At 65.8% G+C, this 20,409-nt stretch carries 20 protein-coding genes; 14 read left to right on the top strand and 6 right to left on the bottom strand.

The window, feature by feature from the left end:
- The first annotated feature begins 53 nt into the window (after nucleotides 1-53).
- Nucleotides 54-716: a DUF3313 domain-containing protein gene (locus AC1POX_RS02495; protein WP_071118126.1), complete on the top strand. Its 663-nt coding sequence runs from the start codon at nucleotides 54-56 to the stop codon at nucleotides 714-716.
- 278 nt (nucleotides 717-994) lie between these two features.
- Here AC1POX_RS02495 and AC1POX_RS02490 read toward each other — a convergent pair whose 3' ends face one another.
- A complete protein-coding gene (locus AC1POX_RS02490; RefSeq protein WP_372356709.1) occupies nucleotides 995-1,846 on the bottom strand; it encodes a histidine biosynthesis protein HisIE in 852 nt (283 codons plus the stop codon).
- Nucleotides 1,847-2,089: 243 nt separating this feature from the next.
- Here AC1POX_RS02490 and AC1POX_RS02485 point away from each other — a divergent pair, with 243 nt between their 5' ends.
- The 7 genes from AC1POX_RS02485 (at nucleotide 2,090) to AC1POX_RS02455 (ending at nucleotide 8,835) form a co-directional block, all read left to right on the top strand.
- A complete protein-coding gene (locus AC1POX_RS02485; RefSeq protein ID WP_005914355.1) occupies nucleotides 2,090-3,526 on the top strand; it encodes a Do family serine endopeptidase in 1,437 nt (478 codons plus the stop codon).
- Nucleotides 3,527-3,642: 116 nt separating this feature from the next.
- Nucleotides 3,643-4,005, top strand: a complete 363-nt coding sequence (locus AC1POX_RS02480; RefSeq protein ID WP_008574792.1) for a hypothetical protein — start codon at nucleotides 3,643-3,645, stop codon at nucleotides 4,003-4,005.
- Between the two features lie 3 nt (nucleotides 4,006-4,008).
- Nucleotides 4,009-4,494, top strand: coding sequence for a phage holin family protein (locus tag AC1POX_RS02475; protein ID WP_014091315.1), 486 nt, complete (start codon nucleotides 4,009-4,011; stop codon nucleotides 4,492-4,494).
- Nucleotides 4,491-4,874, top strand: coding sequence for a hypothetical protein (locus AC1POX_RS02470; protein ID WP_031424660.1), 384 nt, complete (start codon nucleotides 4,491-4,493; stop codon nucleotides 4,872-4,874). Before AC1POX_RS02475 ends, AC1POX_RS02470 begins: the two co-directional genes overlap by 4 nt.
- Before the next feature lie 604 nt (nucleotides 4,875-5,478).
- A complete protein-coding gene (locus AC1POX_RS02465; RefSeq protein ID WP_029820624.1) occupies nucleotides 5,479-6,585 on the top strand; it encodes an AI-2E family transporter in 1,107 nt (368 codons plus the stop codon).
- A gap of 100 nt (nucleotides 6,586-6,685) precedes the next feature.
- Nucleotides 6,686-7,423, top strand: coding sequence for an HAD family hydrolase (locus AC1POX_RS02460; protein WP_136732927.1), 738 nt, complete (start codon nucleotides 6,686-6,688; stop codon nucleotides 7,421-7,423).
- 41 nt (nucleotides 7,424-7,464) lie between these two features.
- A complete protein-coding gene (locus AC1POX_RS02455) occupies nucleotides 7,465-8,835 on the top strand; it encodes a leucyl aminopeptidase family protein (protein ID WP_127172439.1) in 1,371 nt (456 codons plus the stop codon).
- A 55-nt stretch (nucleotides 8,836-8,890) separates the two neighbouring features.
- Here the strand turns inward: AC1POX_RS02455 and AC1POX_RS02450 are convergent, their stop codons facing one another.
- Both AC1POX_RS02450 and AC1POX_RS02445 read right to left on the bottom strand, forming a co-directional pair.
- Complete coding sequence (locus AC1POX_RS02450; RefSeq protein WP_372356708.1) at nucleotides 8,891-9,643, bottom strand: anti-sigma factor family protein; 753 nt, start codon at nucleotides 9,641-9,643, stop codon at nucleotides 8,891-8,893.
- Nucleotides 9,640-10,155, bottom strand: a complete 516-nt coding sequence (locus AC1POX_RS02445) for an RNA polymerase sigma factor (RefSeq protein ID WP_008574784.1) — start codon at nucleotides 10,153-10,155, stop codon at nucleotides 9,640-9,642. The genes AC1POX_RS02450 and AC1POX_RS02445 overlap by 4 nt, the downstream gene beginning before the upstream one ends.
- 160 nt (nucleotides 10,156-10,315) lie before the next feature.
- Here AC1POX_RS02445 and AC1POX_RS02440 point away from each other — a divergent pair, with 160 nt between their 5' ends.
- Nucleotides 10,316-11,407 carry a catalase family peroxidase gene (locus AC1POX_RS02440; RefSeq protein ID WP_011348897.1) on the top strand — a complete coding sequence of 364 codons (1,092 nt, stop codon included), beginning with the start codon at nucleotides 10,316-10,318 and terminating at the stop codon, nucleotides 11,405-11,407.
- Complete coding sequence (locus tag AC1POX_RS02435; RefSeq protein WP_280302886.1) at nucleotides 11,404-11,946, top strand: cytochrome b; 543 nt, start codon at nucleotides 11,404-11,406, stop codon at nucleotides 11,944-11,946. Before AC1POX_RS02440 ends, AC1POX_RS02435 begins: the two co-directional genes overlap by 4 nt.
- A gap of 224 nt (nucleotides 11,947-12,170) precedes the next feature.
- Here the strand turns inward: AC1POX_RS02435 and AC1POX_RS02430 are convergent, their stop codons facing one another.
- The 3 genes from AC1POX_RS02430 to AC1POX_RS02420 all read right to left on the bottom strand — a co-directional run bounded on the left by AC1POX_RS02430 (nucleotide 12,171) and on the right by AC1POX_RS02420 (nucleotide 15,061).
- Nucleotides 12,171-12,959: a ThuA domain-containing protein gene (locus AC1POX_RS02430; RefSeq protein WP_372356707.1), complete on the bottom strand. Its 789-nt coding sequence runs from the start codon at nucleotides 12,957-12,959 to the stop codon at nucleotides 12,171-12,173.
- A gap of 227 nt (nucleotides 12,960-13,186) precedes the next feature.
- Nucleotides 13,187-13,789, bottom strand: a complete 603-nt coding sequence (locus AC1POX_RS02425) for a response regulator transcription factor (protein ID WP_008574779.1) — start codon at nucleotides 13,787-13,789, stop codon at nucleotides 13,187-13,189.
- An 84-nt stretch (nucleotides 13,790-13,873) separates the two neighbouring features.
- On the bottom strand, nucleotides 13,874-15,061 hold the full coding sequence (locus AC1POX_RS02420; RefSeq protein WP_372356706.1) for a sensor histidine kinase: 1,188 nt from the start codon (nucleotides 15,059-15,061) through the stop codon (nucleotides 13,874-13,876).
- Nucleotides 15,062-15,510: 449 nt separating this feature from the next.
- Here AC1POX_RS02420 and AC1POX_RS02415 point away from each other — a divergent pair, with 449 nt between their 5' ends.
- The 4 genes from AC1POX_RS02415 to AC1POX_RS02400 all read left to right on the top strand — a co-directional run bounded on the left by AC1POX_RS02415 (nucleotide 15,511) and on the right by AC1POX_RS02400 (nucleotide 20,326).
- Nucleotides 15,511-16,755 carry an efflux RND transporter periplasmic adaptor subunit gene (locus AC1POX_RS02415; RefSeq protein WP_372356705.1) on the top strand — a complete coding sequence of 415 codons (1,245 nt, stop codon included), beginning with the start codon at nucleotides 15,511-15,513 and terminating at the stop codon, nucleotides 16,753-16,755.
- 375 nt (nucleotides 16,756-17,130) lie between these two features.
- A complete protein-coding gene (locus tag AC1POX_RS02410; RefSeq protein WP_014091323.1) occupies nucleotides 17,131-17,820 on the top strand; it encodes an ABC transporter ATP-binding protein in 690 nt (229 codons plus the stop codon).
- Nucleotides 17,821-17,832: 12 nt separating this feature from the next.
- Nucleotides 17,833-18,993 carry an ABC transporter permease gene (locus tag AC1POX_RS02405; RefSeq protein WP_014091324.1) on the top strand — a complete coding sequence of 387 codons (1,161 nt, stop codon included), beginning with the start codon at nucleotides 17,833-17,835 and terminating at the stop codon, nucleotides 18,991-18,993.
- Between the two features lie 7 nt (nucleotides 18,994-19,000).
- Nucleotides 19,001-20,326: an ABC transporter permease gene (locus AC1POX_RS02400; RefSeq protein ID WP_029820629.1), complete on the top strand. Its 1,326-nt coding sequence runs from the start codon at nucleotides 19,001-19,003 to the stop codon at nucleotides 20,324-20,326.
- The last annotated feature ends 83 nt before the right edge of the window (nucleotides 20,327-20,409 follow it).

Here is a 20,409-nt window from a genome sequence, read left to right as displayed (position 1 = left end):
CGCCAGCGCGCTGGAACTGCGCCCACTCGCCTTCTTCCACCAGGTAGTTCTCCATGTCGACTTCTTGCTTCGTTCGATACTGCGCACTCGCCGTCGTCAGCGTCAGCCTGATCGGCTGCGCCAGCACCCGCCCCACGCCCTATCGCCAACTGCCATCTTCGAGCTACCTGCGCCCGCACGATGGCAGCCGCGGCGGCCGCATGCCGTACGCGTATCACGGCCAGGTCGATTGGTCGCGGTATCGCACCGCATTGGTCGAGCCGGTGCGCATTTACCGCGGCGCGGACGCGCAATTCGAAGGGGTACCCGAGCAGGACAAACGCATGCTCGCCGATCTCATGCAACGCGAGTTCGGCGACGCGATTGGCCAGCGCTGGCAGCCCACCACCGCCATCGGGCCCGACACCTTGCGTGTGCGGCTCACCTTGACCGGCGCCAAACCCAGCAAGCGGGTGCTCGGCACCTTCATGAAGGTCGATATCGGAGGCGGCGCCTACAATGCCGTGCAGGCCGCGCGTGGCAAGGAGGGCGCATTCTCCGGCTCGGTCAGCTATGCGGTGGAAATCTTCGACGCGTCAAGCGATCGCTTGCTGGCGGCCTATGTCGAAAAGCAGTACCCCAATGCAATGAACATCAAGGCCAGCCTTGGTGCTTATGACGCGGCCAAGGCAGGGATCGGCCTGGGTGCGCAACAGTTGGTCGATGGCATGCGCTAGGCCCTGCTCCTTTTATTGCATGCGTGATGCCTGTACGTATCGAAGTGCGCGCACGCGATACGTTCGGGCAATCCTCCCGCGCAGTGCAGGGTCATCAGCGTGTTGGCTGCAGACGGGGAGCGCTGGCCAAAGCCGCTGCAACAAAAACGCCGACGCTATGGAACAGCGCCGGCGTCTTCACCATTGCACAGGTTCGGTGACACCTATCGCGTGCGTTGCACGCCTTCCACGCTACCTGGCGACCCGCACATCGCACCCTGCGCCGCAGCGTGACAACCTCAGCGCGTGACGCGCTTTGCCGCTTTCTTGCCCACTGCCTTGCGCGCGGCGGTGGTCTTTGCCACGGCACGCGTGGCCGGGGTCTTGGTCACCTTGGCGGCTTTCTTCAGCGCGGTCTTGGTCACGGCCTTCTTGAGCGGGGCCTTCTTCACCGCGGCCTGCCTGGTCGCGGTTTGCTTGGCGACCGGCGCCTTCTTTGTTGCAGGCTTGACCAACGTCTTCGTCGCTGCCGCCGGCTTGGCCCCTACCTTCTTCGCTGCCTTCTTCGCCGCCGTGCGTGCGTTCACCGTTGCGACGGCGGTCTTGCGTGCGGCGCTCTTGGCAGTCGTCTTGGCACTCAATGCGGCCGCTTCGGCCTTGGCATTGGCCTTGGCGGTTTCCAGCTTGCGCCTGGTAGTGGCCTTGGTGTCGGTAATCTTCTTCCTGGCCGCGGCACTGGTGCTGCTCAACTTCTGCTTGGCGGCCTGCGTGGTCGAGGTCAACGTTTGCTTGGCCGCGTCCTTGGTGGCGGTGAGCTTCTGCTTGGCGGCTTCCCTGGTGGCGACCAGCTTGTCCTTGGCAGCGTCCTTGGTGGCCGCCAGCGAGCGCTTGGTCTTGGCCACGCTGCGTTTCACTGCGGTGGCCGCAGTGCCGGCGTTCTTGGCCACGTTCTTTTCGACCTTGACCACCGCCTTGCGCGCTTTGGCCACCTGCGTCTTGACCTCTTCCACCGCCGTGCCTGCGGCCTCCTGCACGCTGGCGACCGCCTCGCTGGCGGTGCTGGCGATGGTCTCGGTCAATTCGGTGGCGGTGCTTTTTACGCTATCGACGGCGTCGGACAGGGTTGCCGTTACGCCATTGCCGTTGCTCATAGACCCTCCTTAAGGGCGTCAGTGCGGGAAACTTAGGCGATGCGCGACCGCACGCAACATGCTGAACAGGCATCGGATCAAGCGGACGCTACGCCCGGCCCGTCGGGCTGTCAACGCAATCAGGGCAAGGGATGTGCGGCACTTTCACCGGCAGTTAAATTGCGCGCAGGCACTCTCGTTCAGCTTGATTTACGCAGTCAGACGCCCTATTCCTCATCCACCGCGTAACCCGGAATCCGTTCCATGCGACCGCTGCCTACCCTGCTGACTCTTTCGCTGGCCGCTGCCTTCGGCGGATTTGCCGCCACCGGCATCAACGCCTGGCTGGACAATCGCGCCGAAGCCACGCCCCCCAGCAACGCCGCCTTTACCCTGCCGACGGCCGCCGCATTGCCGGCTGCGGTGGCCGGCCAGCCAGTGCCATCGCTGGCGCCGATGCTGCAGCAGGCCATGCCCGCGGTGGTGAGCGTGAACACCAAACAAGTGGTGCGCGTCCGCAACCCGTTCTTCAATGACCCGATCCTGCGCCGGCTGTTTCCGCAGGTGCCACAGGACCGCATCAACGAATCGCTGGGTTCGGGCGTGATCATCGATGCGCAAAAAGGGTACGTACTGACCAATCACCACGTCATCGAAAACGCCGACGACGTGCAGGTGACGCTCGGCGACGGACGCACGGTCAAGGCCGAGTTCATCGGCTCCGATGCCGATACCGATATTGCGCTGATCCGCATCAAGGCCGACAACCTCACCGATATCAAACTGGCCGACAGCAACGCGCTACGCGTGGGCGATTTCGTGGTGGCCATCGGCAACCCGTTCGGCTTCACCCAGACCGTCACCTCCGGCATCGTCTCGGCTGTGGGACGCAGCGGAATTCGCGGCTTGGGCTATCAGAACTTCATCCAGACCGACGCCTCGATCAACCCCGGCAACTCGGGCGGCGCGCTGGTCAATCTGCAAGGCCAGTTGGTGGGCATCAATACCGCCAGCTTCAATCCACAGGGCAGCATGGCCGGCAATATCGGCCTTGGGCTGGCGATTCCGTCCAACCTGGCGCGCAATGTCGTCGAGCAATTGGTGACCAAGGGCGTGGTGGTGCGCGGCACGCTCGGCCTGGAAACCCAGAACCTCACCCAGCAGATGTTGCAGGGCCTGGGCGTGGATTCGTTGCGCGGTGCCTTGGTGACACGGGTGTTGCCGGGCTCCGCAGCGGCGGCGGCAGGCGTGCAACCGGGCGATGTCGTGGTAGCGGCCAACGACCAGCGCGTGGACAGCGCCGAGGCGCTCCACAATTACGAAGGCCTGCAGGCGGTTGGCAGTGCGGTCACCCTGGACATCCGTCGCGATGGCAAGCCGCTCAAGCTCAAGGCCACGCTGAAAGAGCAGGACCGCGCCGTCACCGGCGACATGCTGGACCCGCGCCTGACCGGCGCGACCTTCGTCGATCTCCCCGAATCGCTGCGTCAGTCAGGCATCACCGGGGTGATGGTGAGCGAGGTCAAACGCGGCGGTCGCGCTGCCGCCAACGGCCTGGTCGCCGGCGATGTGATCGTGGCCAGCAGCGTGGGCGAGTTCGCCGACCTTGCCAGCTGGCGGGCCAATTTCCAGCGTAAACCGCAGCAGCTTGTCGTGCGCATCCTGCGTGGCAACGCGCAGTACGACGCGCTGATGCGTTGACGCGATGTGTACCGGGCGTTGCTTCCACTAACGCCTCCTACACCCCCCCGATGCTATTGCTACTGCTCGACCGCACGTGAGTGGCGGCTGCCATCAATGACCGAAGGAGATATCGCATGAGCCCCACCAATACCGATCAGCTGAAGGAAAACCTGAGCGAAGCCGGCACCCACCTGAAGTCGGCAGCGAGCGCCGCTGGCGAAGCGGTCAGGGGCGCCACCAGCGCCGCTGGCGATGAGCTCAAGCTCGGTCGCGCCAACGTCAAGGCCGAGCTGTCTGACACCGCGCTGGCCGGCATGGCCGCTGCCGAGTTCGGCGGTGCCGCTGCCAAGGAGCAGATGGACGTCCTGGTTGCCAAGGGCAACGATCTGCTGGAAAGCGCCACCGATCTGATCCGCGAGCGTCCGCTGGCTGCCTTCGGCGTTGCCTTCGCCGCTGGCTGGGTCATCGCCAAGCTGGCACGCAGCAACGACAACTAAGTCGTGAGCGATCAGGCCTCTCCCGCTGCCGGAACCGACGCGCCAGACGCGCGCGCGCAGACGCCAGGACTGGACGAAAGCGTACGTGCGGTCGGCGCAGCCGGCCGTGCAACGCTGGGCTCGGCCAAGGACACCAGCCGCGCCTTGCGCCGGCTGGTGTCGGCCGATCTGCAACTGGCACGCAGCGCATTCGGGCGTGGCCTGGCCTGGGCCTGCGTGGCCGTGGTGTTCGGCGCCTCGTCGTGGTTGCTGCTGGCCGGTGCCATCATCGCCCTGCTGCAACGTGCCGGGTTGTCGTGGTTCCAGGCGATGTTTTTCACTGCGTTGGCGAGTCTGTTGGTGACCGGCATCGCGGCATGGCGCGTGTTTTTCTACTTCGACCACACCGGCATGAATGCAACGCGCCGTCAGCTCATCAAGCTGGGAATTTTCGATGACCCGAGCAAGGACGATGACGCGGCAACCTCTGCCAGTGGAGCACGCCCATGAAGTTTGGAACCTTGCGTCAACGCGTCGAACGCGCCGAGTTTCTGGTCGAAGGACGCGCGCAAGAAACGCGTCTGCACTGGAGCGAACTCCGCCAGACCTGGCGTGCCGGGTGGTCGCCACTGCGGATCATGACTGTGGGCTTCGGGCTCGGCTTTGTCACCGGCCGCAACGAACCGCAGGCGGCATTGGGCAGCATCGCCAGCAAGCTTGGCGGTATTCCCAAGCTTCTGCAGATGATCAGTACCATCTCTGCGCTGTTCACTGCGCACCGTGCGCAGGAAGCTTCCGAGCAGGCCGAACGTGCGGCAGACAATGCCGAGGAAGTTGCAGCCGACCCGCCGGTGACCGTGGTGCAGGTCCCTGCAGATCGCGCCGCCTGAGCGCGGACGGTATTCACGGCGGCTAGCGCTTTGCCAGGCCGCCGTCGACAGCAGCGGATTGCCTGTGCAAGGCATCGACATACCAGTGCCCAGTGCCGCTTTGAAGAGGTCCGACCGCCGCGTGGCCATGTCTGGTCCTGGCGCTGCGTTCTGATCCCGGCGCTGCATGCAGTCCGCGCGTGCCGCGCTGGGTGACTGCTTGAAAGACCGCTGCACGACGGGCCCGCAATGCTGGCATCCGCGTTGTCTATTTCCGCTGGATAACTGCTCGCTGCGAAGGCTGACGGATATCAGCGCTGAAATGCGGGAATCATGCGACGAATGGTCCTTTCCTCGCCAAGAGCTCTGACGCCTGACGGCTAATTCCGCACGGCATGTGTGCTGCCGCAGTCAGCAGCATGCGGCAGGATCCTGCGGTCGATGGCAATCCCACTTCGACAACCGACTCTGCGCCCCGCGACCTGCACAGGGGCGCTGCTGCCGAGTCCGCCAGACTAGCGTTGGTTCGCTGACATCCTGCCCACAGGCTCTGTGCGCGCCGTTGACGCATTGCGCCGATAATGGCGCACCGCTGGCAGCACGCCAGTCTGCTGCCAGGGCGCGCATGTCTCTTCCCGTCGACTCACCGGATGCCGTCACCGCGGCAGATTCGCTTCCGCCCGCACCGGCGCCCCGCCCGCGCGCGCCGGCCTCGCTGGTGGTGCTGGCCACGCTCGCCGTTGGTTACACCCTCTGGGCAGCGCAGACGATCATCCTGCCGATCATGCTGGCCGCGTTTTTCGCGCTGATCGGCAACCCCATCCTGCGGGGTCTGCGCAAGCTGTACATCCCGCGGTTTCTCGGCGCCTTGCTCATCCTGTGCCTAGGCCTGGCCGGCACCGTCACGTTGGCCACGCAACTGGCCGGCCCTGCCGCCGAATGGGTGCAACAGGCACCACGGCAGATGCGCCAGATTGCGCGCGATGTGCGCGATCTCACCAAGCCGGTGATGCAAGCCAACCAGGCAGCGGAAAACTTTGCACGCGCGGCCGGTGGCGAAGGCCAGCGCGGCGTGCAGATCGTACGCACGCAGATGGACGACCCTTACAAAGCGCTGGTCCGCACGCCCAAGCTGGCGGCTTCGGTGCTGGCGGTGGTGCTGCTGACGTTCTTCTTCATGGTGTATGGCGAAAGCCTGCAGCGGCATGCGATCGCCTTGCTACCGAACCGGCAGCAGCAACGGTTCACCACCGAAATCATGCTGGACATCGAGCGCGAGGTCTCGCGCTACGTGCTCACCATCAGCGTGATCAACACGCTGGTCGGGCTGGTATTTGCCGGCATTTTGTCTGTGCTGCAGATTCCGCTGCCCGAAGCGATCCTGTGGGGAACGGTGGTCGCATTGCTGAATTTCGCACCGTATGTCGGCCCGTTGATCGGCGTGATGCTGATGCTGCTGATGGGTTTTGTGGAATTTCGCACCACCTTGTCCTCGCTGCTGCCGGCGATCCTGTACCTGGCCCTGCACACGATCGAAGGCCAGGTGGTGACGCCGATCGTGCTGGGCCGACGCATGGCGATCTCGCCGCTGATGCTGATCCTGGCGCTGATGCTGTTCGGCTGGCTGTGGGGCATGGTCGGCCTGCTGCTGGCGGTGCCGTTGCTGGTCTGCATCAAGATGGTGCTGAGCCGGGTGGACGGGATGCAGCGCTGGGCCCGGCTACTGGAGTAGCCGCGAATGGGGAATTGGGAGTTGGGAATCGCAAGCGCAGAGGCGGTGCTCTACCCATTCTCGATTCCCGACTCTCCATTCCCGGCATTACAATCGTGCGATGAGCTTCCACATCCGCGCCATCACCCTCGACCTCGACGATACGTTGTGGCCCTTTGCGCCGATCGGGGCGCGGATCGATCAGGTGCTGTACGACTGGATGCGCGAGCACAGCCCGGTGACTGCCGAGCGCTTTCCGGTGGAGGCGATGCGCCAGTTGCGTGAGCGCAGCTTTGCCGACAACCCGCACCTGCATCACGACCTCAGCGCGCTGCGCCGATTGACGTTGGAAATGGCGTTGCGCGAGAGCGGCGGCGATCTGGCGTTGCTGGAGCCGGCCTACGAGGTGTTCTATGCGGCGCGTAACCAGGTGGAATGCTACCCGGATGCGCTCGACGCGCTGGCGCGCATTGCCGCCCATGTGCCGGTGGCCGCGCTCAGCAACGGCAATGCCGATTTGCAGCGCATCGGGCTGATGCACCACTTTGCGTTTCAACTGGGCTCGCGCGAACACGGCAGCGCAAAGCCCGACTCGAGCATCTTCCTGGCCGCCTGTGCCCGGCTCGAGGTGCCGCCTTCGGAAGTGCTGCATGTGGGTGACCACGTGCGCATGGACGTGCTGGGCGCGCTGGATGCCGGCCTGCGCGCCTGCTGGATCAATCGCGAGGGCGCGGTGTGGTCGCATCCCACCCAGCAGCCGGATCTGGAATTCGACAGCATGACCGGGCTGGCCGATTGGCTGGACGCGCAGCAGCCGCATCCAGGCCCGATGAACGCCGGCATCACCCTTCCCGCCTGAGCCACTCTGCGCGGCGCACGGCGCTGCACTCGAGGATTTCCATGTCGCACCTCACCGGTTTCACCGATCCCCATGCCGCAGCCTTGCCGCTGTATGTGCTCGACCGCGAGAACTTTACGCGCTGGTGCGCGGAGCAGCCCACCGGTGTGCTGTCGTGGGCGCAGGCACAGCGTTTCGATGCCGCGCCGGGCAGCGTGCTGTTGTTGCCGGGCGACAACGGGCTGGCCGGCGCGGTCCTGGGGATCGGTGACCGGGCCGATGCCTACGCCTACGCGCATGCGCCGATGGCCCTACCGCCGGCCAGCCGCTGGACGCTGGCCAACCCGCTGAGCGATGCCGAGCAGGCATTGCTGCATCTGGGCTGGGGATTGGGCGCTTATCGCTTTTCACGTTATCGCAAGGTGCCGCGCGCGCCGGCCGAACTGGCTGCAACGCCCTCGGCACATACGCATGCACTGATCGAGGCGTGCCTGCGCGTGCGCGACTGGGTCAACACGCCCACCGAAGACATGGGCCCGCAGCATCTGGAAGAGGCCACACGCACGCTGGGACAGGCGCATGGCGCACAAGTCGATGCGATCGTCGGCGACGCGTTGCTGGCGCAGAACTTCCCCACCATCCATGCCGTGGGGCGCGCCTCGCATCGCGCGCCGCGACTGATCCAGTTGCAGTGGGGTGACACGGCGCATCCGCATCTGGTGCTGGTCGGCAAAGGTGTGTGCTTTGACACCGGCGGGCTGGATCTGAAGCCGGCCGATGGCATGCGCAACATGAAAAAGGACATGGGCGGCGCGGCGCATGCGTTGGCGCTGGCCGGTCTGGTAATGGCGCAGCAGTTGCCGGTGCGGCTGACGCTGCTGATTGCGGCAGTGGAGAACGCGGTGGGCCCGGATGCATTCCGCCCTGGTGAAGTGATCACCACCCGCGCCGGCGTGACGGTGGAAGTGGACAACACCGATGCCGAAGGCCGCCTGGTGCTGTGCGATGCGCTGAGCTATGCCACCGAGCAGCACCCGGATCTGATCCTGGATTTCGCCACGCTTACCGGCGCGGCACGCATCGCGCTGGGCCCGGACCTGCCGGCGCTCTTTGCCAACGACGATGCGCTGGCGCAGGCCTGGATCAGTGCCGGCGAACAGACCCGCGACCCGGTGTGGCGCATGCCGCTATGGCGCCCATACCTGCGTTATCTCAACAGCCATGTAGCCGACATGGCCAACGCCGGCTCGCGCATGGCCGGCGCCGTCACCGCCGCGCTGTATCTGGAACGCTTCGTGGCACCCGGCCGGCCGTGGGCGCATCTGGACGTCTACGCCTGGAATGACAGCGACCGCCCCGGCCGCCCCGCCGGCGGCGAAGCGCTGGCACTGCGCTCGGCGTTCGCCATGCTGCAACAACGCTACGGCGGCTGAGCGCGGGCAGCGCTGCAATCAGGCTGAGGCCAGCACAACGCTTGCGCTGCGCTGGTCAGCCCTGGCGACGCAACAATGGCGCGATCGTGCGCATGCGTGTCTGCGTCGCCGGGCCGACCAGCGCGAATGCGGTGTCGCCTTCGGCCCAGTACTGCGCCAACAGCCGGCCATCGCGGCGCTCGCCGGTCGGCATCGGGCCGCTGCGTGGACGCAGATACAGGCCAATGCGTGCGCCGTCGGCATCGCTGTAGACCAGCATCGCGGCCGCGCCTTCCGGTGTGGACAGCAATTGCCCACCGCGCAACGTATACCCCTGCGCACGCAGATCCGGCACCGCGCCTGCGTTGCCGAAATGCGTGCGCAACCACGGTTCCAACTCGGCGCGGCGCTGCACGTCCAACCCAACGCCCCGATGCACGTCGGCATCGGCGAACAGGCGGTAGGCGGCCACTGCATCGGCCATCGGCACGCGTTGGCTGGCGATCCGGCTCGCATGCAGCTGCCAGCCCAGCCCGGTACCCAGGCCAAGTGCCAGCACGCAACTGGCGGCCACGGCAAACGCGGCACGACGGCGCTGTTGCAAGCCACGGCGAATCGCCGCAGGCGTGAAGGCGACGGCGCCAGTCTCCGCCATCAGGCCGGCGTGTGCGGCACGCAGCGCTTCGGCATCGCGCTTCCAGCCCGCCACGCGCGCGGCCTGAGCGGGATGTGCCTGCAGCCAGGCTGCCACTGCTGCATGTTGCTCCGGCGTCAGGCGGCCATCGACGTAGGCGTGCAGCGCGTGTTCGTCGGGCGGCATGGTGGTCATTTCAGGATCCTCAATGCAGGTGCGTGATTCACCTGGCCTTCGTTCACGGCACGCAGGCGTTCGCGCGCACGCGACAGGCGCGACATCACGGTGCCGATCGGGATGCCGAGGGTATCGGCCACTTCGCGATAACTGAAACCGTCCACGCTGACCAAGAGCAACAACGCGCGTTGTTCGGCCGGCAATGATGCAAGGCTGGCCAGCATGGCACGGCCGTCGTGCACCTGCTCAGCGGACGCGGATTGGCTGGGCTGCTGCGGCGCGAACAGGCCCACGACCCGCTGCCAGCGCGCGGCACGCCGCTGCCCATCCAGAAACTGCCGGTACAGGATGGCGAACAGCCAGGGCTGCAGGGCTTCGGCGGTATGCCGGGTGTGCCACCGCCGCAGCGCGCGCTCCAGTGTGGCTTGCACCAGATCGTCGGCGCTGGCGGGCTCGCCGCTCAGCGAGCGCGCAAAGCGGCGCAGCGCCGGCAGCACGGCGCGCAGTTGGTCATCGTCCAGAGCATCCATTGGCGCGCGTGGTGGTGGCATCACACGGTAGACGCACTGGAGCGTGGATTATTCCCGCGATCGGTGCGTGCCACCGTCGTTGGTGGACGAGGGAATAACGCGGCTCGCATGTCGTCTCACTCGTATCAACCACTCACAGTATCGACCACCGGAGCCAGCCATGACGTTGCCACCTCCCTCGCCCCCGCGCGCGCGCCGCCCCGTGCTGCCATTGTTGGGGATTGCCGCCATTGCCGGCGGCGTTGCGCTTGCGTTTGCCTGGACGGCCGGCTGGATCGGTGGCGACCGGCTCACTGCCGCGCGCATGACCGACACCATCGAATCCAGCGGGCCGCCGCATCCGGGCTTTCGCCGCGCGCATACCAAAGGGGTGTGCGTGAGCGGGCAATTCCAGTCCAGCGGCAAGGCCACCTGGCTGTCGTCGGCACGCATCTTCAGCCAGCCCAGCACGCCGGTGCTGGGGCGCATGTCGATCGGCGGCGGCGACCCGCACGGGCCGGACGGGCAGGCGCGCGTACGCAGCATGGCGCTGCTGTTGCGCAGCGACGATGGGCAGGAATGGCGCACGGCGATGAACAGCTTCCCGTTCTTCGTGGTCGCCACGCCGGCCGGCTTTCAGGCGCTCAACGTGGCCTCCAAGCCAGACCCGGCCACCGGCAAGCCGGACCCCGAAAAACTGGCGGCGTTCGGCAAGCAGTATCCGGAAGCGGCCAAGTTCCAGCAGTGGGCCAAGACTGCGCCGTGGTCGGACAGCTGGGCCAATACGCAATACAACGGCGTCAATGCGTTCCGCGCGATTGCCGCCGACGGACGCGAACGCTACATCCGCTGGTCGATGCGCCCGCATACGCCATTCAAGGAACTGAGCGCCGCGCAACGCAAGCAGGCCGATGGCGATTTTCTCGCCACCGACCTGGACGCGCGGCTGGCGCACGGGCCGCTGCGTTGGGACATGGTGCTGACCATCGCCGAGCCCGGCGATGCGGTGGACGACCCGTCGCAACCGTGGCCGGAACGCCGCAAGCAGATCGTTGCCGGCACGCTCTCGATCGAGCGTGCGCAGCCGCAGGCCACCGGCCCGTGTCGCGATCTCAATTACGACCCGTTGATTTTGCCCAAGGGCCTTGCCGCATCGAATGACCCGATTCTGGCAGCGCGCTCGTCGGTGTATTCGCAATCGTTCAACCGCCGCGAGCGCGAGATCGCCAACGGCACGGGCAGCGCCGCCACCGGCCAGGGAGCACGCCAATGAGCCGCCGTACCCACTTCAATCTGCCAGCGCGCGTGCTGCACTGGCTGATGGCCGCGATGATCCTGACCATGCTGTTCGTCGGCGTGGGCATGGTGGCCTCGGTGACGCAGCGGCCGTGGTTGATCGATCTGCATCGCCCGCTGGGCATCGCGATCCTGATCCTGGCGGTGCTGCGCCTGATCAACCGCCTGCGCCATCGCCCGCCGCCGCTGCCGGCCGATCTGCCGGCATGGCAAAGGGCTGCCGCGATTGCCTCGCATTGGCTGCTGTATGCATTGATGCTGGGCATGCCGTTGATCGGCTGGGCGATGCTGTCGGCCGGCGCCTACCCGATCGTGCTGTGGCCAGGTGCGAACCTGCCGGCGATCGCACCACACGACCCTGCACTGTATGCCTGGCTGCGCAGCGCGCATGGCTGGCTGGCGTATCTGTTATTTGCCACCGTGCTGGGGCATCTGAGCGCGGCGTTGTTTCACGCCTGGGTACGCCGCGACGGGGTGTTTTCCAGCATGGCGCGTGGAGAGCGGTCTGCGCGGTGATGGGGTCGCGGTTGATGGTGGGCTGACGCGGCTCGGCAGAGGATCGGCACACAGTGGCAGCACGCAGTTCCTTCTCCATGGGACATCGTCTGCCCTTCATGGGGGAGAAGGTGCCCCGCAGGGGCGGACGAGGATGCGGGCGCAGCCGATTGAAGTAGGCCCACGCGGCCGGCCTCGCCCGTCGCCTTACCCACCTCTCTCCCGCCGGGGAGAGGGGCTGGTGCCTAACGCTGGCGTTTTGTTTTGGCCGCTGGCGCCGATGATTCGATGCCCTTGCCGGTGGCCGCCCAATAAATTCCACCGTACAAATGCTCCAGATAGCGCGGGTCGTTATAGGCTTCGGCCAGATGGCCCAGCGCAGTGGCGAAGATGCGGCCACCTTCGAAGTGGTGGTACCACGCCACCGGGTGCTGTTGGCCCATGCCCTTGGCGACCTGTCCTGGCCAGATCAAGGTGGGGTCATAACTGCGTTCGTCGACGGTGAGTAGCGTGACCAAGTCGTCGCTGTAGGGCGGATCGTATTCGTACCATTCGTCGCTCCACACCCAGCGCTTGGGCAGGCCGGCAGTAGCCGGGAAATTGGCGTCGGCCACATCCACCATCGCCGTTTGCATGTACGGATGGGTGCGGAACGAGCGGCCGATCATGTGGTCGTACCACTCCCATTCACCGCGCTTGATCGCAAAGGCCTTGTGCACCGCGACCACGCCGCCGCCGTTACGCACGTATTTTTGGAAGTTGGCCCGCTGCGCCGGGTCGAGATCGGTGGCCGGCGTATTGAGCAACACGATGGCCGCGTATTGCGACAGGTCGCCATCGAACGCCTTGGCATTCCACGCCCACACCATCTGGACATAATGCTTGCGCGCCATCGCTTCGAATTGCGGCTTGGCCACGGGGATATAGTCGTGGTGATACTGGTTGGGAATGGCAGCCACCAATATCTTGAATTGCTCGGCGGACGCATTGAAGACGCATATCCATAGCAGGCCCGACAGCCACAGAGATTTCATGCATCGCTCGCCGTGTTTTTCGATGCTGTGCAGTGTACCTGGGTGCAAATCGCATGCCTTCGCACGCGTTTGGAATAGCTGCAGATTGGCGGATGAAGCAACCGATGCACCGTCGTCGATGGCGGCTTTGTAGTGCGGTCGCGTCGATTAGGCGCGGCGCACCTGCATGCAATCCCGCACCCCGAAAACGTCAGCTTCCCGCACACGCAAACCATCGACTGGCTGCACTACAACCAGCCCTTCTGCCGCGCCAGGCGGTAGGCTTCGATGCGATTGGCCACGCCCAGTTTGCCGATGCATTCGGACAGGTAATTGCGCACCGTGCCGTGCGAGAGCTGCAACTGCTGGGCGATCTCGCTGGCGGAGCGGCCTTCGCCGGCCAGCCGCAGCACAGTCCGTTCGCGTTCGCTCAAGGGGTCTGCTTCCACCCACGCATCGAGGGCCAGCTGCGGGTCGATCACCCGCCCGCCGCGGTGCACCTGCCGCAACGCATCGACCAGCTGTTCGGCCGGCGCATCCTTGAGCAGATACCCGGCCACGCCGGCATCCAGGGCACGGCGCAAAAATCCCGGACGCGCGAACGTGGTGACGATCATGACCCGTACCGGCAACGCCTGGCGCTGGATCCGCTGCGCCAGTTCCAGCCCGGTCAGGCCAGGCATCTCGATATCGGTGACCAGCACGTCCGGCTGCAGGCGCTGCAGTTCGCGCCACGCGCTTTCGCCATCGCCGGCGCTGCCGACCACCGCAATATCGTCCTCCAGCCCGAGCAAGGCCACCAGCGCGCCACGCAGCAAGGCTTGGTCTTCCGCCAACAACACCCGGATCATCGGTCGCGCTCGCATGCATGCAACGGTTGCGCACGATAACAGCGCCGACGCATGCCGTGCACTTGGCAGCGCAACCGGGGCGCGTTAGAGCGGCTGCGGCATCACCGGCGGCGTTGCGGGGACAACCGCAGGCCGCGGCAACGGCAACGGCAACGGCACACTGGCGCGCAATCGCATGCCGCGCGGCAAGGCCTGCACATCCAGCGCGCCACCCAGGCCGTGCAGGCGTGCGCGCATGCCGTCCAGGCCGTTGCCCGGCACGATCACGCCGCCGCGGCCGTCGTCGGTGATCTCCAGCACCGCCTGATCGCCGTGCGCGCGCAGTTGCACACGCACGCGTCTTGCCTGCGCGTGGCGCTGCACATTGGTGGCCGCCTCGCGCACCACCAGCGCAAGCGCGGTTTCGTGCTCGGGCGGCAAGGCCAGCGGCTCCAGCTGTTGCTCCAGCGCAATGCCGTCCAGGTCCAGCAGCACCCGCGCCGATGCCAGTTCGGCAACCAGGCCGGCAGCACGGATGCCGGTGACCGCGCGCCGTACCTGCGCCAACGCCTCGCGCGAGACCTGCGCCACCGCGTCGATCTCGTTGCGTGCGGCCTGCGGGTCGCGCTCGATCAGGCGCGCAGCCAGATCGGATTTGAGCGCCACCAGCGACAAGGTATGGCCAAGCAGATCGTGCAGGTCGCGGCCGATGCGCTCGCGTTCGGCAGTGGCCGCCAGACGACGAACTTCGTCCTGCGACAAGCGCAGCAACGCGTCCTTGCGTTCGTTGATGCTGTACACCGCGCCCACGGCGGCCATGCCCAGTACCGTCACCGGCATCCACACCAGCGCCTGCATGCTCAACCCGAGCCAGTGCGCCCAACTCAGGTACAACGCGTTCATCAGCAGCAACATCGCAAAGTGCCGCCACAACCCAGGCCGCGTGGAGGGACGCAAGCTCAGGCAGGCAAAGATGAAGTAGCTGATGCCCGACGAATACACCGGCAACAAGGCGGCACTCATCACCGCCATCGCCCAGGCGTAGCGATACAAGGTGCCGCGTGGCGCCAGCAACATGCGTGCGTACAGCAGCAGAAAAACCGGATACGAGAGCAGCGTGCACAACAGCCAGGTCCTGTCGTAGCCCCGCGCAGAAAACACCGGCACCACGAATACCCAGGCCGACCACAGCAGGTGCACGCTGTCCATCCACGGCGATTGGCCCTGCGCCAGCCGCGCGGCAACCTGCGAACTGGCGGCGGGGCGAAGCCATGCGGGAAACCGGGGGCGCATCAGCGAAGGTCCGTGTGGATGAGCGGATTCTGCCACTGCCGGGCCCGCCTGCGTGCGGCTGCGTGCAGGACGATACGGGTGAGCGGCCTCATGCATGCTCCCGGTGCTTGCTGCGATGCGATCGCCCACCGGGGTTGCGATTGGCCTGCGCAAGCGCAAGCCAGATACGTGCAGTCTGCAAATGCAAAGGAAGCATGCCGTTAGCGGATTGCCGGAGGAGCCGCCAGCATGGCCTGCCGCAGCGCTGGTGCACCAGTTGCCGGTGTCATGGTGTGCAGATGACAGCTGTCACTGGTGAGCGCGCCGCGCTGACTGCATGCTGCGCACCAGCTGGCGGTGGCATCGGCGCATCGACCGTTCGTCGCCGCACCGCAGTTGGTGACTTCCGGCAGCTTGCGGCATCGCCTGCAGACCGTCACATTTCGCGCAGCCTTCCGTCCTGGTCATCGATGAACACTTCCGCCGATCTGCTCAAGCAACTCCGCATCGACCGCCAGCGCCCTGCCACGCCGCCGCCCGCCCGCCGTACCGGCTGGATCCTCGCCGCAGTGATCCTCGTCATCGTGCTGGCCGCCGCCGCGTGGTGGTTCACGCGCCGCCCGGTGGTGCAGGTGCAGACCGCGCCGGTGGTGGCGATCAGCGCCGGCAGCAGCAGCGCATCGGTGCTGGACGCCTCCGGCTATGTGGTGGCACGACGCATGGCCACGGTGTCGGCGCAAGTCACCGGCAAGGTGCGCGAGGTGATGATCGAAGAAGGCATGCGCGTCGAACAGGGCCAGGTGATGGCCACACTCGACCCGCTCGATGCCGTTGCGCAGCGCAGCTTGTCGGCCTCGCAGTTGTCGGCCGCACGCAGCCAGGTCGACAACATGCAGGCGCAACTGGCGGTAGCCAACGCCGATGCCACGCGCCTGCAGTCGTTGGTGGGTGCGCAGCTGGTGTCGCGCTCGCAATACGACCAGGCCATTGCGCAGCGCGATGCCTTGCGCGCCCAGCTGCAGAACGCGCAGCGCAATGTGCAGGTCGCCTCCGACCAACTGGCCATTGCCGGTATCCGCTCTGACTTCAATGTGGTGCGCGCGCCGTTTGCCGGCGTAGTGACGGCCAAGGCGGCGCAGCCGGGCGAAATCGTCTCGCCGTTGTCGGCCGGCGGCGGATTCACCCGCACCGGTATCGGCACCATCGTGGACATGGAATCGCTGGAAATCGAGGTGGAAGTGGGCGAGTCCTACATCGGCCGCGTGCAACCCAAGATGCCGGTGGAAGCGGTGCTCAATGCCTACCCGGAATGGAAGATTCCAGGCGAGGTCATCGCCATCATCCCCACCGCAGACCGCGGCAAGGCCACGGTGAAAGTGCGCGTGGCGCTCAAGGTCAAGGACCCGCGCATCGTGCCGGAGATGGGTGTCCGGGTCAGCTTTCTGGAGCAGGCCAAACCGCAGCAAGCAGCCAAGCCGCAGGGCGTGCGCGTCCCGGCCGCCGCGCTGGTGGAGCGCGACACGCGCACGGTCGCGTTCGTGGTCGGCGAGCACAACACCGTCAGCGCGCATGCCGTCACTACCGGCACGGTGATGGGCGAAGACAGGCAGGTGCTCTCCGGCCTGGCCGCAGGCGACAGCGTGGTACTGAATCCGCCGCAAACCTTGAACGATGGCGACAAGGTGACCGAAGCAGCGCCGGACGCTGCCGAATAACGCACAACCAACACAGCGCAGGCGGTCACCACTCAGGGGAATACCGAAAGCGCGTTTGATTGAAACGGCAGCGACGCAGGCGCCTGCGTCGCGCTGCGAGGAACGCCGGTGAAATCCAGTAACGCGGTATCGGCTGTGCTTGCGTATCTGCAGTTGCGATGTTCGTCGATATCTCAGCCGTTGTCGTCGCAGGCACGTTTCAGGCATCGGCGGCGTGCGCCGCACAGGTGCCGCCACAGCAGCCGATGCCTTTGCCTGCACTCGCCCCATCGCTTCATCGCATTTCAGCTCATCGTGTTACTGCAGTGCCGCACAACATCCGCAGTCGCTCTGCGCGCTGCTGTCACCTCTTCCATCGCACCGCCAGGAGTTGCCATGTCCGCTCTCGTCAGTTTGCGCAACATCACCAAGACCTACCAACGCGGCCCCGAGCAGGTGCAGGTGCTGCACGGCATCGATCTGGACATTGCCAGCGGCGACTTCGTCGCACTGATGGGGCCGTCTGGCTCCGGCAAGACCACCTTGCTGAACCTGATCGGCGGGCTGGACAGCCCCAGCGGCGGCGAGATCGAGATCGAAGGCGAGCGCATCGACCGCATGAGCGGCGGGCAGCTGGCGACCTGGCGCAGTCACCACGTCGGTTTCGTGTTCCAGTTCTACAACCTGATGCCGATGCTCACCGCGCAGAAGAACGTGGAGCTGCCGTTGCTGCTCACCTCGCTCAATGCCGCCCAACGCAAGCGCAATGCCGAGATCGCATTGACCCTGGTCGGCCTGCAGGAGCGTCGCAACCACAAGCCCAGCGAATTGTCCGGCGGCCAGCAGCAACGCGTGGCGATCGCGCGCGCGATCGTCTCCGATCCCACCTTCCTGATTTGCGACGAACCCACCGGCGATCTGGACCGCCACAATGCCGAAGAAATCCTGCGCCTGCTGCAGGAACTCAATCGCGAACACGGCAAGACCATCGTGATGGTCACCCACGACCCCAAGGCCGCCGAATACGCCACCCACACCATCCATCTGGACAAGGGCGAGCTGGCCGATGCGCCGCTTGCACTGTAAGGGAGCGCTGCCATGAAGTATCTCTCGCTGGTATGGGCGCAGTTGTTCCGCAGCAAGACCCGCACCTTGCTGACCTTGCTCTCGGTGGTCGCGGCGTTTTTATTGTTCGGCATGCTCGATTCGGTGCGCGTGGCCTTTACCTCCGGCGGCAGCGTCAGCGGCGTGGACCGGCTGGTGGTGGCATCGCGCTTGTCGATCACCCAATCGCTGCCGATCAATCTGGAAAACCAGATCCGCAGCGTGCCGGGCGTGCGCGATGTGACCTCGGCAATGTGGTTCGGCGGCATCTACCGCGACCCGAAGAACTTTTTCCCGAATTTTTCGGTGGCGCCCAATTTCTTCGATGTGTACAGCGAATACCAGTTGCCCAAGGACCAGCTCAAGGCGTTCCAGACCACACGCACCGGCGCGATCGTTGGCGAAAGCCTGGCCAAGGAAAATGGCTGGAAGATCGGCGACACCATTCCGCTGCAGGCCACCATCTTTCCGCGCGGCGGCAGCAACGACTGGCCGCTGCAACTGGTCGGCATCTTCCGCATGAAAGACCGCACCGTGGCCGCCAACCAGGAACGCCAGTTGATGATGAACTGGAAGTACTTCGACGAGTCCAACGACTACATCAAAAGCAGGGTGAGTTGGTACACGGTGACGTTGCGCAACGCCGACCAGGCATCGCGCGTGGCGCAGGCCATCGATGCGTTGTCGGCCAACTCCGACCATGAAACCAAGTCGCAGACCGAATCGGCATTTCAGCAAGCCTTCGTCAAGCAGTTTGCCGATATCGGCTTGATCGTCACCTCGATCATGGCCGCGGTGTTTTTCACCTTGCTGCTGCTGACCGGCAACACCATGGCACAGGCCGTGCGCGAGCGGATTCCGGAGCTGGCCACGCTCAAGACGCTGGGCTTTCAGGACCGCACCGTGCTGAGCCTGGTGATGGTGGAGTCGATGTTGCTGATCGGCCTGGGCGGGCTGATCGGCATGGGGCTGGCGGCGCTGGTGATCCCGGCGGTTGCAGCGCGCAGCGGCGGCCTGATGCCGACCCAGACCGTGCCGCTGCAGACCTGGCTTGTCGCGGTCGGGCTGATGGCCGGCATCGGCATCGTGGTGGGTGTGCTGCCGGCATTACGCGCGCAGCGCTTGAAGATCGTCGATGCACTCGCCGGCCGCTGACAGGAGCATGCACATGCAACGCAAATGGAAAGATCGTGGGGTCAACGCGCTGTCGGTCGTGCTGCTGGCAATCGGGCTGGCGGCCTGGATCGCACTGCCGTGGATGGTGCTGCTGCCGATCGGTGGATTGCTGGCGGTGTGGCTGGTGGCCACACGCAGCGGCAGGCTTTCGCTGGCGGCCGCACGCATCGGCATCGCCACGCTGCCGCAGCGCTGGGGGTCCAGCTCGGTGATCGTGGTCGGCATTGCCGGCGTGGTCGGCGTGCTGGTGGCGATGCTGGCAATGGGCCAGGGCTTTCAGGCCACGCTCAACAGCACCGGCGACGACACCACCGCGATCGTCCTGCGCGGCGGTTCGCAGGCGGAAACCAACTCGGTGATTACCCGCGACCTGGTGCCGCTGATCGGCAGCCTTCCCGGCATTGCCGCCGATGCCAATGGCCGCCCGATGCTGTCGCCGGAATTGTCGCAAGTGGTGAACATCGCCTCCCGCTCCGACGGCACCGACGTCAACGCACAACTGCGTGGCGTGGGCGAACAGGCCTGGGCCGTGCATGACAAGGTCAAGATCGTGCAGGGCCGCCGCTTCAACACCGGCCTGCGCGAAATGGTGGTGGGCAAGGGCGCGTTGAACCAGTTCCGCGGACTGGAGCTGGGCAAGACCCTCACGCTTGGCAGCCAGCAGTGGACGGTGGTGGGCGTGTTCGCCTCCGGCGATGCGCACGATTCGGAGTTGTGGACCGACGCGCAGACGCTGGCCACCACCTACAACCGCAGTGCCTATCAGTCGATCAGCGTGCGCACCAACGGCAAGGCAGGCTTCAGCGCGTTCAAGACCGCCATGGCCGCCGATCCGCGGCTCAAGCTGGATGTGGAAACCACCCGCGCCTACTACGGCAAACAGGGCGGCGGCCTGAACAAGCTGATCAACATCTTGGGCACGGTGATCGGGGCGATCATGGCAGTGGGCGCGGTATTCGGCGCGCTCAACACCATGTATGCGGCGGTGGCCACGCGCGCGCGCGAGATCGCCACCATGCGTGCGATCGGCTTTCGCGGCACGCCGGTGATCATGGCGCTGATGCTGGAAACCATGCTGCTGGCATTGCTGGGCGGGCTGCTGGGCGGCGCGATCGCCTGGGCGGTGTTCAACGGCTACACCGTCTCCACGCTGGGCAGCAACTTCAGCCAGGTGGTCTTCCAGTTCAAGGTCTCGCCGGAGCTGCTCTGGAGCGGGCTGAAGTGGGCGCTGGGCATCGGCCTGGTGGGCGGACTGTTTCCCGCGCTGCGTGCGGCGCGTCTGCCGATTACCACGGCGCTGCGTGAGGTGTAGGCGGGCCTTGGCCCGCCGGGAATCGGGAATGGTGACAGCCGCGGCAAAGCGCACGGCGGCGGCTGAACGTATTGCAGGCTGTC

The sequence above is a fragment of the Xanthomonas sp. NCPPB 3442 genome (assembly GCF_056725145.1).
This window is presented reverse-complemented; position numbering and strand designations above follow the sequence as displayed.